A 13,179-nucleotide genomic window follows, 5' to 3' on the forward strand; every position below is an offset into this window, starting at 1 on the left:
CTTTTAACTTAATTTACCGGTAATACCACGGTCTACCGCGCTATAACGGAAAGAACTAGGTGGACTCCCAGCTTTCACTAGACAGTTTTTAACTCAGAATAGTACGCATCTTCAAACTTATCAGGTAAACACTGCATGTGTGTGAATGGCGCTTTTTAATTGTCGCAAAAAAGCTTTCTGCAACCGCATTATCATGACAGTTAACAGCGCGACTCACGGAAGGCACAAGATTATGTTCTTTCTAAAATGCGAGATTGGACTTCAGCTTCTACCTAACCAGATTGTTCTGTGGCATTGCAAAGCTCAGCATCACTACACAGTTTATTTAAATAATTAGACCATCGCTGCATCATCGCACGTCTTTGAGTAAGATATTCAGCGTGGTTATATGCAAGAGCTGTGGAGTTGCCCACTTTATGGGCAAGTTGCATTTCAATATGCTGATAGTTTTCTTCTTGTTCGTTTAGTAATGTTGAAGCTGTTCCTCGAAAGCCGTGTGAAACGATATCATTAGCCGAGTAGCCCAATGCACGTAGACGATTATTCAGTACGTTTTTGCTAAATGGTTTAGAAGAACTCATCTCTGAGGGAAAAACGTACTTTGAGTAATTAGTGTATTTATAAATATCTCGAAATTTAGATAGAGTTTGAACTGAAAGAGGAACGATATGAGTTTTACCTGCTTTCATTAATTCGCCGGGTATTTTAATATATTTATTTTCAAAATCTACATGTTCCCATCTTAAGCAACGAAGTTCGCTAGGGCGTAAAAATAGATGAGGTAGTAGTTTCAATGCTTCCTGAGAGCAGTAAGAGCCTGAGTTGTTATTCTCAATAGTTAAAATGAGCTGTCCCAGTTCTTTCGAGTTAGTAATAGCTGCATGATTTTTTGGATCTGAAATTTTTCCAGTCAATGCTATGTAGTCGAAATTAGTTAATGGGCTATTGTTAGTGAGATCTTTTGTAATCGCATAACGAAAAATACGATTTAGCATGGACAATAATGGGGGAACTTTTTTCACGGTATTAGCTTCAACTAGAGAGTCTACGATATTAATAATGTGATTCTTAGTAATATGGTCAATCTGTAGTTCACAAATCCCCTTAAGATCGCTTTTAAGCCAACGCAATAATTTTTCTTGGTAGGCATTGCTCCATTCTTTTTTATTAAGTTCGAACCATTGCAACGCAATCTCACCGAAATTTAAACCTTTGCATGTACTTTGAAGTTTAAGAAGCTTGCGTTGAGCCATCGGATCAATAGCATCACTGAGAAGCTGACGGGCCTTATCTGCTTTAGTGCGAGCTAGTTTTAGGGGTACTGTGGGGTATTTTCCTAAGGCCATTTCTTTATATTTACCACCAAACTTATACTTAAAGCGCCAAAGCTTAGAACCATGACTAGTTACTAATAAAAACAAGTTGTTACCATCATATTTTTTAAAATTTTTACCATTTTCTTTGGGCTTCAGTGCTTTAATCTTTTCGTTATTCAGTTTCATTTTTGATACTCTTTTTAAATTTATTTGGGGTATTTTATTTAAAAATGGATCTATTTTTACTCCTATGTATGTGAGTTACCCCACATTTACCCCTTAAACCTTTGAAATTTAAAAAGCGCCAATGAAACCTAATGAACTTATCAAAGTTATAAAAAAACCCGCAAAGCAGTGCTTTGCGGGCCTTATAAAACTTAATGAACTCTTATGAATTCGATAGGAGGAAGATTACATCATTCCGCCCATGCCACCCATTCCGCCCATGCCACCCATATCAGGGGCACCAGCAGCTTCTTCTTTAGGGATTTCAGCAACCATTGCTTCGGTAGTGATCATTAGACCCGCAATCGAACCTGCAAATTGTAGTGCAGAGCGCGTTACTTTAGTTGGATCTAGGATACCCATTTCAAGCATATCGTTGTATTCGCCAGAGGCTGCGTTGTAACCGTAGTTACCTTCGCCACCTTTAACAGCGTTTATTACTACTGACGCTTCGTCGCCTGCATTTGTTACGATTTGACGAAGTGGTGCTTCCATCGCACGAAGTGCAACTTTAATACCGTGGTTTTGGTCTTCGTTGTCGCCAAGTAGCTCAACTAGCTTGCTAGCAGCACGTACAAGAGCAACACCACCACCAGGTACTACGCCTTCTTCAACCGCTGCACGAGTTGCATGTAATGCATCTTCAACACGGTCTTTTTTCTCTTTCATTTCAATTTCAGTCGCTGCGCCTACTTTAATTACTGCAACACCGCCGGCAAGTTTAGCCATACGCTCTTGTAGTTTTTCTTTATCGTAGTCAGACGTTGCTTCTTCAATCTGTGCTTTAATTTGAGCAACACGGCCGTTAATGCCATCTTCTTCACCCGCACCATCAATGATAGTTGTATCATCTTTAGTGATTACTACACGCTTAGCAGTACCTAGGTCTTCGATAGTTGCTTTTTCAAGCTCTAAACCAATTTCTTCAGAGATAACAGTACCGCCAGTTAATACGGCGATATCTTGTAGCATTGCTTTACGACGGTCGCCAAAACCAGGGGCTTTAACTGCTGATACTTTAACAATACCGCGCATATTGTTAACTACAAGCGTTGCAAGTGCTTCGCCTTCTAGGTCTTCAGCAATGATTAATAGTGGCTTGCTTGCTTTAGCAACGGCTTCTAATGTAGGTAGTAACTCACGAATGTTAGATACTTTTTTATCTACAAGTAGAATGAACGGGTTGTCTAGCTCAACAGCGCCTTTTTCAGCGTTATTGATAAAGTACGGAGATAGGTAACCACGGTCAAACTGCATGCCTTCTACAACATCTAATTCGTTCTCTAGTGATTGACCTTCTTCTACAGTAATAACACCTGTGTTACGGCCTACTTTTTCCATTGCTTGTGCAATGATGTCGCCAATTTCTTTATCAGAGTTAGCTGAAATAGTACCTACTTGTGCAATAGCTTTAGTATCAGCACATGGTACAGATAGCGCTTTAAGTTCTTCTACAGCAGCGATAATTGCTTTATCAATACCGCGCTTAAGATCCATTGGGTTCATACCCGCAGCAACCGCTTTAAGACCTTCGTTTACAATAGATTGCGCAAGTACAGTTGCGGTAGTAGTACCGTCACCCGCTGCATCATTTGCTTTAGATGCAACTTCTTTTACCATTTGTGCACCCATGTTTTCAAACTTGTCTTCAAGTTCGATTTCTTTTGCTACAGATACACCATCTTTGGTGATCACTGGAGAGCCAAATGATTTATCTAGTACTACGTTACGGCCTTTAGGACCTAAGGTCACTTTTACTGCGTTTGCTAGGATATTTACGCCTGTTAGCATTTTAGTGCGTGCGTCACCTGCAAAAAGTACTTCTTTTGCTGCCATCTTTAATTTCCTCTAAATTCTTAAATGTTTGTTAAACGAAAAGTAGGGTTAGCCTACAATGCCTAAAATGTTGTCTTCACGCATGATCAGGTACTCTTGACCTTCGATCTTTTCAGTTTTTTCAACATATGAGCCAAATAACACAGTGTCACCGGCTTTTACTTCTAAAGCTCTAACGTCACCGTTATCTAGAACGCGACCATTGCCAACAGCAATAACTTCTCCGCGAGTTGATTTTTCAGCTGCAGAGCCAGTTAATACAATACCGCCAGCAGACTTGGTTTCTTCTTCTAGACGCTTAACGATTACGCGATCTTGTAAAGGACGAATGTTCATTTTTTTAGTTCTCCTAACAGTTTCTGAACAGTACAGAAAAAAGCTTTTCTAATTTGCATTCATTAATGGGGGTAGAGTGTAAAATTCCAAGAGAAAAATCGATAAATTTTTAATCTTTTCTCTCATACTCGCCATCAATGGTAGTTGGTTTATTTACATGCTGTTGTTCTTGCTGCGAGTGTGCGTGTTGTGAAAAGGCTGAAGAGCCTTGCTGTGCACCTGTGCTCATGCGTACCGTTGCTTGACTTGCAAGGCCTGCAGCAAGTTTGTTGCGTATTGAGGGGGTTAATAATAGTAGGCCGAATAGATCGGTCATAATGCCTGGGGTTAGCAATAAAACACCCGCAATGATCACGCAAATACCGGTAAATAATTCTTTAGCTGGCATTTGCCCTTGGGCCATTTGGCTTTGTGCATTTTGTAATGCACCCATACCTTGTTGTTTAACCATTCTGGCGCCCAAAATAGCCGTAACAATCACTAGGGCTATAGTCGCAAATCCACCAATTACATCGCTAACCTGTATTAGTAGCGCAATTTCGATGATAGGAATGATAATAAACAACACAAATAAAAATCTAAACATAGGGCTCTCTAAATAATGGCACTCAAAAGAGTGGATGAAATATAAGTGAGGGTGAAGGGGTCTATTTTCAAGGTTGAGCTTAAAGTGATTAATAATTGCTTAATATCTACAATTATTCATCGCCTACACATTACACTAGCTATCAGATACTATTGCATTAGTTCCCTATAAATTAGTAAAGGTTAATTATGACTACGCAATTTAAATTGATATTTACCACGTGCAAAGATGAGGCTGAAGCACGCACTTTAGCAAAAGCACTTGTAGCGCAAAAATTAGCGGCGTGTGTAAATATTTTACCAAATATGACCTCAGTTTATATGTGGGAAGGCGATGTTGCCCAAGAGATAGAAGCAAAGCTACTGATTAAAACAAAATCAGAAAAAATGAATGATGTTTTTGAAACCATCAAAAGTTTACACAGTTACGAAGTACCCGAAATTCAAGTGGTTGATGTGGCCACTGGTAATTTGGCTTATTTTCATTGGATGGATGAGGTATTAAATTAATGCGGTTTTTCTTTTTATTATTGGTTAGCTTGCTGGCGCTTCCTGCAAAGGCAAACACCAATAATGTGCTAGGTGATTTACTTGCCCCGCCACAGCAAACCTTTTTACCCGTAGACCAAGCGTTTGTATTTGATTTTGATCAACAAGGTAGTACTTTATTTGTGGGGTGGGATATAGCCCCTGACTATTACCTTTATAAAAAGAAAATAGAAATTATCGCCAAAGGCGCCAACATAAAGGTAGGCGATGCCGGTTCTGGCGAAATAATTGAAGACGAGTTTTTTGGCAAAACCGAAGTTTTTTTCAATAGTGTGAGTGTTATAAGTAAGCTCAGTAATGTTACAGAGGGTGCTGTTGTAAAGGTGCGTTATCAGGGCTGTGCCAAAGCAGGGCTATGTTATCCGCCTGAGGTTATTAGTATTCCTTTAGGCGTTATTGCCTCAGAGCAAGCGCAAGGTAATAACTCATCTGCTGATGCCGCTGATACATTAAACGCATTAACTCCTTCTGTAGACTCAACGCGTAGCCAAAGTAATACAACCACTCAAGATTTAAGTTTTACAGAGCGATTAGCAAGTCAAAGTTTAGTAACCAATTTACTCATATTTTTTGTTGTTGGGGTGGGGCTTGCGTTTACACCCTGTGTGTTCCCTATGTTTCCTATTTTATCGAGTTTAATTGCAGGGCAGCAAAATTTATCTACTAAAAAAGCGTTTGCATTGTCGTTTGTATATATACAAGGTATGGCGCTTACTTATGCTGCATTAGGATTAGTAGTGGCGGCCTTAGGCGGGCAAGTGCAGGGGTATTTACAACACCCTTATGTACTTATTAGTTTTAGTTTACTGTTTGTATTGCTCGCAATGTCGATGTTTGGCTGGTACGAAATTAAGTTACCCAGCGCCATGATGAGCAAGCTAACGCAAGTCAGTAATAACCAAAAAGGCGGCAATTACATAGGTGTGTTTTTAATGGGGGTGTTGTCAGGGTTAATTGCATCACCTTGTACCACAGCTCCGTTGTCTGCTGCGCTATTATTTGTAGCGCAAAGTGGTGACTACCTTGTCGGTGGTTTAACCCTGTATGTATTAAGTTTAGGAATGGGCCTACCGCTTTTATTACTCGGTACGTCTGGTGGCAAATTGCTTCCTAAAGCTGGCGGTTGGATGGAGCAAGTTAAAACGTTATTTGGTTTTATTATGCTTGTTGTGCCACTTATTTTATTAGAGCGCATAATTAGCGCCGACATTATTTTACTTATGGCAGGTATTTTAGCACTGGCAACGGCTGTTTATTTACACTATTGGCAGAGTGCTCAGCCACAAAGCAAGCTTAAAACAGCGCTTTGGTTTAGTGCTACATTTTTAGTAGTTACTGGTTTTACATTAGCTAAAAACGTTATTTGGCCGCAGCAACAGGTTGGGCAGGTTAGTCAGCAAAGTAATGAGTTTAAACAAGTGGCTAATTTAACTGAGCTAAAAAACGCTGTTGCTGAAGCTAATCAGCAAGGCAAACTGGTGATGGTTGATTTATACGCCGATTGGTGTGTGGCATGTAAAGAGTTTGAGCATTACACATTTCCAGATGCCAAAGTACAGAGCGAGTTTAGTCACTATCAGTTAATTCAAATCGATTTAACACAAAGTGATGACACCACCATTGAGCTGATGGAAGAGTTCACTGTGTTTGGTTTACCCAGTATTTTGTTTTTTAACACACAAGGGCAAGAGCTAAGTTCAGAGCGCGTTACAGGATTTTTAAACGCTGATGATTTTGCCACCCACCTAGCTGCAGTGCGCGCCAGCGCACAATAATAGTGCAATTTAGCCGCTTGGGCTTACCAAGTGGCTTGCCTCCAATTACGTCATATTTATTACACCTCCAGAGATTAGACCAGTATTTTGCTGCTATTTACATCGAACTGACTATAATAGTTGGCTAACGTGAGAATTTGTTGCAATTTTTGTTTTTTATACTTAATTTAGTGTACAAACTTAGCTCGCAACGGCTTAACTCATTACTTAGAGGATATATCGCGTATTATGGCTGCAAAATTTAAACTTTTAGTTATAAATGGTCCAAACTTAAACATGCTAGGAAAGCGTGAGCCAGAAAAGTACGGTTTGCACACTCTTGGTGAAATTATGAGCGAACTAACGACTGCCGCAGAGGGTCTAGATGTTCAGCTTACGCATTTTCAAAGTAATAGTGAGCAAGCCCTTATAGAAAGAATACACGATGCTTGGCAGGCAGTTGATTACATAATTATTAATCCTGCTGCATTTACGCATACTAGCGTCGCTTTACGTGATGCATTGTTAAGCGTTGATATTCCTTTTTTTGAGGTGCACTTAAGTAATGTGCATGCACGTGAAGCATTTCGTCATCATTCGTATTTTTCTGATGTGGCGCAAGGTGTGGTATGTGGATTAGGTGCAATGGGTTACCACGCAGCATTGAACGCTGCCGTGAGCCGGTTGCAAAACTCGAATTAATTTAAACTAACAAACTTATAGGCGGGTCGTTCATGGATATTCGCAAGATCAAAAAGCTAATCGAATTAGTAGAAGAATCAGGTATTGCTGAGCTAGAAATCACTGAAGGTGAAGAATCAGTACGTATTAACCGTAACAACATGAGCGCAGGTCCTGCTTACGCTCAGTACGCACCACAGCAATTTGCTGCTCCAGCACCTGCGGCACCAGCACAAGCTGCGCCAGCCGTTGAAGCTGATGCTACACCAGCAGCGCCTGCAGGCCATCAAGTTAAATCACCTATGGTTGGTTCATTTTACTCAGCAGCTTCTCCAGAAGCGCCAGCATACGTAGAAGTAGGTTCTCAAGTTAAAGTAGGTGATACTTTATGTATCGTTGAAGCAATGAAAATGATGAACCAAATTGAGTCAGATAAAGCGGGTACAGTTACAGCTATTTTAGTTGAAAATGGCGAACCAGTAGAATTTGATCAACCTCTATTCATCATTGAATAATTTAGTAACCTAAAGGCCAACTCTTATGTTAGATAAAGTAGTCATTGCAAACCGAGGTGAAATAGCACTTCGCGTATTGCGCGCCTGCAAAGAGCTTGGGATCAAAACGGTTGCTGTGCATTCAACGGCGGATCGCGATCTTAAGCACGTATTACTTGCAGATGAAACCATTTGTATCGGTAGACCTCCAGCCACTGAAAGTTACTTAGATATTCCGCGCATTATTGCGGCTGCTGAAGTAACAGACGCTGTAGCGATTCACCCAGGATATGGTTTTCTTTCAGAAAATGCAGATTTTGCTGACCAAGTTGAGCAAAGCGGCTTTGTATTTATTGGTCCAAAAGGCGACACTATTCGTCTTATGGGCGATAAAGTATCGGCAATCAATGCAATGCGCAAAGCTGGTGTACCATGTGTACCTGGTTCTGACGGTCCGGTATCGGATGACAAAGAACGCAACATGCAAATTGCAAAGCGCATTGGTTACCCGGTAATTATTAAAGCCGCTGGTGGCGGTGGTGGCCGTGGTATGCGTGTAGTACGTAGCGAAGCTGAATTAATTGATTCAATCGCACTTACTCAACAAGAAGCGAAACAGTTTTTTGGTAATAGCATGGTTTACATGGAAAAATTCCTTGAAAACCCTCGCCATATTGAAATTCAGGTACTTGCTGATGGACAAGGTAATGCTGTTCATTTAGGTGAGCGTGACTGTTCTATGCAACGTCGTCACCAAAAAGTAGTTGAAGAAGCACCAGCGCCAGGTATAACGGCTGAAGTGCGTAAATTTATTGGTGAGCGCTGTACACGTGCATGTATCGAAATTGGTTACCGTGGTGCGGGTACGTTTGAGTTTTTATACGAAAACGGCGAATTTTACTTCATCGAAATGAACACCCGTATTCAAGTTGAGCACCCAGTGACTGAAATGGTAAGCGGTGTTGATTTAATTAAAGAGCAGCTAAAAATTGCTGCTGGGCAACCGCTATCTTTCACGCAAGATGACGTGGTTATCCGCGGCCATGCAATTGAATGTCGTATTAACGCAGAAGACCCAGAAACGTTTATCCCGTCGCCGGGTAAAATTACCCGTTTCCACCCTGCAGGTGGTTTAGGTATTCGTTGGGATAGCCATATTTATGCTGACTATACAGTACCTCCACATTACGATTCGATGATAGGTAAGCTTATTACTTACGGTGAAAACCGTGATGTGGCTATTGCCCGTGCTCGTAATGCGCTGAACGAATTAGTTATTGATGGCATCAAAACAAACACGCCATTACATAAGAAAATTCTTGCAGACGAAAACTTCCAAAGTGGTGGTACAAATATCCACTACCTTGAGAAAAAACTAGGGCTATAAAGCCCCAGTTAATTAAAACCGGCTTAGGCCGGTTTTTTTATGCCTAAAACGCCAATTTATCGCCTTCAAGAAATATTCTGGTATGATTAGCAAAGATGCGCTTTTAGTAAATTTTTGAGGTAACAATGACGCGTAGTTTTGAAGCTCACCTAAATGATGAAATAGCCACAGTAGCAATGGGTAACAAAGTGGCTGCTATTATAGAGCAAGGTGCAGTAATTTATTTACACGGTGATTTAGGTGCAGGTAAAACAACATTTACGCGTGGTGTAGTGCAAGGCTTTGGCCACACTGGGAAGGTAAAAAGCCCAACCTATACGTTGGTAGAGCCATACGAACTGACACGTGCTAATGTGTATCATTTTGACCTATACCGGTTGGGCGATCCTGAAGAGCTTGAGTACATGGGTATAAGAGATTACTTTTCTGAGCAGGCTATTTGTATTGTTGAGTGGCCAGAAAAAGGGGGAGAATTTATACCAGTTCCCGATTTAGACATTACCTTAAGTTACGTTGGCGATGAGCGCAAAATTGTTATGAATAGTGCCAGCGAGCGCGGAATAGCAATTGTCGAAAAGCTAACTAACCTAAACCCGAGTTAATATACTTACTAACACATTGAAATATAAAAGCATCAAAGTTACCTTTTTAGTTGGCGTACAAAATAGCAGCTTAAGGTAGATTTACTATCCAACGTTTAGGTTAATAAGCTAATAGCGGGTCAAGGCGCCCGCTCTCATAATAATAAATAGTTAAGGCAATGGTAGTTATAATGAATCGAGGTGTAGTTAAACTTTTTATTTGTTTCATAGTTTGCGCTGTGAGCTTACCGTTGTGGGCAAAAAATACCATAAATAGTGTACGAGTATGGCCCTCGCCAGATAGCACGCGGGTGGTATTTGATTTAGATGATAAGCCCGATTTCAGCTATTTTATGCTTAAAAACCCGAGTCGCTTAGTGGTCGACCTTGAAAACACCAAAGGGTTAAAAGTATTACCGAGTATTCCTTCTAAGCACAAAATTGTAAGCAAGCTGCGCTATTCAAAACCTAAAAATAAACAAAGTGTACGTTTTGTATTTGAGCTAACCGCGCCTATTAAGCCGGTTATTTTTGCGCTGGCACCTACTGGCCCGTACAAAAACAGGTTAGTTGTGGATTTATATAATAAAAGTGAACCTGCAGTAAGCTCTACACCTGCCCAAAAAGCAGCTAAAAAGCGCCAGTTAAGCCAAGAGCGAGACATTGTTATTGCAATTGATGCGGGCCATGGCGGAGAAGACCCTGGTTCTATTGGCCCCTCTGGTACGTATGAAAAAACCATTACCCTGCAAATAGCTAAACGTTTAGAGCGTATGATTGACGGCGAACGTGGCATGATTTCGCGCATGGTAAGAAGTGGCGACTACTTTGTTAAGCTTAATACCCGTACCAACCGAGCACGCCAGAAAAAAGCCGACTTTTTAGTGTCAATTCATGCTGATGCGTTTACCAGCCCAGGGCCAAATGGTGCTTCGGTGTGGGTGTTATCGCTTGGTCGCGCTAATTCTGAGATTGGTAAATGGATAGAAGATAAAGAAAAACACTCAGAGCTTTTAGGTGGTGCAGCTGATGTAATTAAAGATGCTGCTAACGAAAAATACCTCGCGCAAGCGCTGCTCGATATGTCGATGGACCACTCAATGAAAACAGGGCTTAGTGTGGCCGAAGAAGTAGTAAAAGAGCTAAAAAAGGTCGCTAAATTACATAAAAAAGATCCACAACATGCAAGTCTTGCCGTATTAAAGTCGCCAGATATTCCTTCCATTTTGGTTGAGACAGGTTTTATTTCAAACCCCCGTGAAGAGCGCATGTTAAAAAGCGCTAATCATCAGGAACGCTTAGCTAAAGCGATGTTTACGTCTATAAAAAATTATTACTTAAAAAACCCACCTGATGATTCGTTATTTGCAAAGCTTAAATCGCAGTACCCAACTAAACATAAAGTTCGCCCAGGTGAATCGCTAAGCCTATTAGCGAGTCGTTATGGCGTATCGGTAGCCAAATTAAAGCAAGTTAATCAACTACGCTCAAACACCTTGTTTATAGGTCAAGAGCTGGACATACCGCAGAGTTGATGTTTATTAAACCTGTGCACGTATTAGGGGCCTCATGAGTATTGAAATATTACCTGCACGATTAGCTAACCAAATAGCGGCAGGTGAAGTGGTTGAACGCCCGGCTTCAGTGGTTAAAGAATTAGTAGAAAATAGCTTAGATGCGGGCGCAACGCGTGTGCAAATAGACATAGAGCGTGGCGGTCACAAGCTTATTCGTATTCGTGATAATGGCTCAGGTATTGGCAAAAATGAGCTCACTTTAGCGCTTTCGCGCCATGCAACAAGTAAACTTAAATCACTCGATGATTTAGAAAACATTTGTTCTTTAGGCTTTAGAGGGGAAGCGCTTGCATCTATTAGTTCGGTATCGCGTTTAACGCTTAGCTCAAAGCCCAAAGCACAAGATGCCGCGTGGCAAGCGTTTGCACAGGGCCGCGATATGGACGTGCAAGTAAAGCCGGTAGCCCACCCAGATGGCACAACGATAGAAGTTAAAGATTTATTTTTTAACACCCCAGCAAGGCGCAAGTTTTTACGCACCGAAAAAACCGAATTTAGCCACATTGATGAGCTTATAAAGCGTATTGCACTGAGTCGTTTTGATGTGTCGATTACACTGACGCATAACCAAAAGGTAGTTAGGCAGTACCGTGCTAAAACCGACCCAAATCAAGCGATTACTCGGGTTGCGCAAGTTGCAGGTAAAGCCTTTGCTGAGCAAGGATTGCATATTCAATCTGGTGAAAGTGGTTTACAGCTACATGGTTGGGTATTGCCAGTGGGATCAGCTAATACCACGCAATATACATATGTAAATAATCGCATGATGCGCGATAAGCTAATTTTACATGCTATTCGTCAGGCGTTTGAAGAGGTAAGTGGAGCGCAAGAACTCCTAGGTTTTGTTATTTATATTGATATTGACCCAAGGCAAGTGGATGTAAATGTTCATCCTGCAAAGCACGAGGTGCGTTTTCATCAAGGTCGGTTAGTGCACGACTTTATATTACAGGCGATTAAGCAAGTAGTTGTGCCTCTACAAGGCGAATTTGCAACTAATCAAGCGGCCATAGACGATTACCAATCCTCAGCGTTTATTGAGCAGCCAAGTCATGCGGCTAATAACCAGCCAGTTCAGCAGGGGTATGATTACCCTAAGTCACAGTTGCAGCCAATAGATTCACAAAACGGTGGTTTTACTAGTCGTGCCCCCTCTAATCGCGCAGGGTCAGGGAATGGCGCTGCGGGGTATGCTTCACCGTCTCAAAAACATGGTGCAAATCATCACGATGTAAATGCATTTTATCAAGGGGTGAGTGAGCAACAAGCCGCTCATTTTGAGCATAGTGTATCAACGCAGCCCGTTACTGATGAAAGCGCTGCACACGCATTAAAAAGTGTGCAGGTATTAAATGTAAATAAAGGTGTGTGTGTATTTACTCAGCAGCAGCAGTTATTTTGTTCACACTATAAGCATGCACTTGTTGATTACTGGCATGCACAAATAAAAGAGCTGGGTAATTTAGAGGGTAAAGCCCTGTTACTACCCGTAAGGGTTAACCTTGAAAAAGCTGACTGCGAACTAATAGCTCAGCAGCAATCGTGGTTTACTTTATTAGGCTTTGAGCTAGTTATTGAAAAACAGTTTGTGATGGTTAAAAAGCTACCCACGTGTTTATATTTACTTGAAGTATCAGCTGCGGTCGAGAGCTTGCTTGGCGCATGTAAAACACAGCTCAACGAGTTACAAGCGTGGCTTACATGGCAGCTTAGTTGTGTACCAGAACGCTTTTATGAAAGTAATGTATTTATTGAATTACAAATTAGCTTACAAAATAATCCGCAAACAATTGAACGTTTAAAAGAAAAAGCAGTTAAAATAGACCTAGAACACTATTTAACGCAATTAAATTAAGGT

General features: G+C 41.1%; 12 protein-coding genes. 8 read left to right on the forward strand and 4 right to left on the reverse strand.

What is annotated here, in order from left to right; translation table 11 throughout:
* Positions 1 to 272 precede the first annotated feature (272 nt).
* The 4 genes from CWB60_RS13250 to CWB60_RS13265 all read right to left on the reverse strand — a co-directional run bounded on the left by CWB60_RS13250 (position 273) and on the right by CWB60_RS13265 (position 4,299).
* On the reverse strand, positions 273 to 1,502 hold the full coding sequence (locus CWB60_RS13250; RefSeq protein ID WP_138579738.1) for a tyrosine-type recombinase/integrase: 1,230 nt from the start codon (positions 1,500 to 1,502) through the stop codon (positions 273 to 275).
* Between the two features lie 225 nt (positions 1,503 to 1,727).
* Positions 1,728 to 3,377, reverse strand: coding sequence for a chaperonin GroEL (groL, locus tag CWB60_RS13255; protein WP_138579737.1), 1,650 nt, complete (start codon positions 3,375 to 3,377; stop codon positions 1,728 to 1,730).
* 48 nt (positions 3,378 to 3,425) lie between these two features.
* Positions 3,426 to 3,713, reverse strand: a complete 288-nt coding sequence (locus CWB60_RS13260; protein ID WP_004587676.1) for a co-chaperone GroES — start codon at positions 3,711 to 3,713, stop codon at positions 3,426 to 3,428.
* 109 nt (positions 3,714 to 3,822) lie between these two features.
* The gene (locus CWB60_RS13265; RefSeq protein ID WP_138579736.1) at positions 3,823 to 4,299 is read right to left on the reverse strand and encodes an FxsA family protein; all 477 of its coding nucleotides are present in this window, start codon (positions 4,297 to 4,299) and stop codon (positions 3,823 to 3,825) included.
* A gap of 188 nt (positions 4,300 to 4,487) precedes the next feature.
* Here CWB60_RS13265 and cutA point away from each other — a divergent pair, with 188 nt between their 5' ends.
* From cutA to mutL, 8 genes are all read left to right on the forward strand, one after another.
* On the forward strand, positions 4,488 to 4,808 hold the full coding sequence (gene cutA, locus CWB60_RS13270) for a divalent-cation tolerance protein CutA (RefSeq protein ID WP_029772613.1): 321 nt from the start codon (positions 4,488 to 4,490) through the stop codon (positions 4,806 to 4,808).
* Positions 4,808 to 6,622: a protein-disulfide reductase DsbD gene (locus CWB60_RS13275; protein ID WP_138579735.1), complete on the forward strand. Its 1,815-nt coding sequence runs from the start codon at positions 4,808 to 4,810 to the stop codon at positions 6,620 to 6,622. Before cutA ends, CWB60_RS13275 begins: the two co-directional genes overlap by 1 nt.
* Before the next feature lie 228 nt (positions 6,623 to 6,850).
* The gene (gene aroQ, locus CWB60_RS13280; RefSeq protein ID WP_024031479.1) at positions 6,851 to 7,303 is read left to right on the forward strand and encodes a type II 3-dehydroquinate dehydratase; all 453 of its coding nucleotides are present in this window, start codon (positions 6,851 to 6,853) and stop codon (positions 7,301 to 7,303) included.
* 32 nt (positions 7,304 to 7,335) lie between these two features.
* Positions 7,336 to 7,797, forward strand: a complete 462-nt coding sequence (accB, locus tag CWB60_RS13285; protein WP_004587671.1) for an acetyl-CoA carboxylase biotin carboxyl carrier protein — start codon at positions 7,336 to 7,338, stop codon at positions 7,795 to 7,797.
* A gap of 25 nt (positions 7,798 to 7,822) precedes the next feature.
* On the forward strand, positions 7,823 to 9,163 hold the full coding sequence (accC, locus tag CWB60_RS13290; RefSeq protein WP_024031477.1) for an acetyl-CoA carboxylase biotin carboxylase subunit: 1,341 nt from the start codon (positions 7,823 to 7,825) through the stop codon (positions 9,161 to 9,163).
* A 125-nt stretch (positions 9,164 to 9,288) separates the two neighbouring features.
* The gene (gene tsaE / locus CWB60_RS13295) at positions 9,289 to 9,765 is read left to right on the forward strand and encodes a tRNA (adenosine(37)-N6)-threonylcarbamoyltransferase complex ATPase subunit type 1 TsaE (protein WP_054983237.1); all 477 of its coding nucleotides are present in this window, start codon (positions 9,289 to 9,291) and stop codon (positions 9,763 to 9,765) included.
* 170 nt (positions 9,766 to 9,935) lie between these two features.
* Complete coding sequence (locus CWB60_RS13300; protein ID WP_138579734.1) at positions 9,936 to 11,279, forward strand: N-acetylmuramoyl-L-alanine amidase; 1,344 nt, start codon at positions 9,936 to 9,938, stop codon at positions 11,277 to 11,279.
* 34 nt (positions 11,280 to 11,313) lie between these two features.
* A complete protein-coding gene (gene mutL / locus CWB60_RS13305; protein WP_138579733.1) occupies positions 11,314 to 13,176 on the forward strand; it encodes a DNA mismatch repair endonuclease MutL in 1,863 nt (620 codons plus the stop codon).
* Positions 13,177 to 13,179 lie beyond the last annotated feature (3 nt).

Source organism: Pseudoalteromonas sp. S327, from assembly GCF_005886415.1.
GTDB lineage: Bacteria > Pseudomonadota > Gammaproteobacteria > Enterobacterales > Alteromonadaceae > Pseudoalteromonas > Pseudoalteromonas atlantica.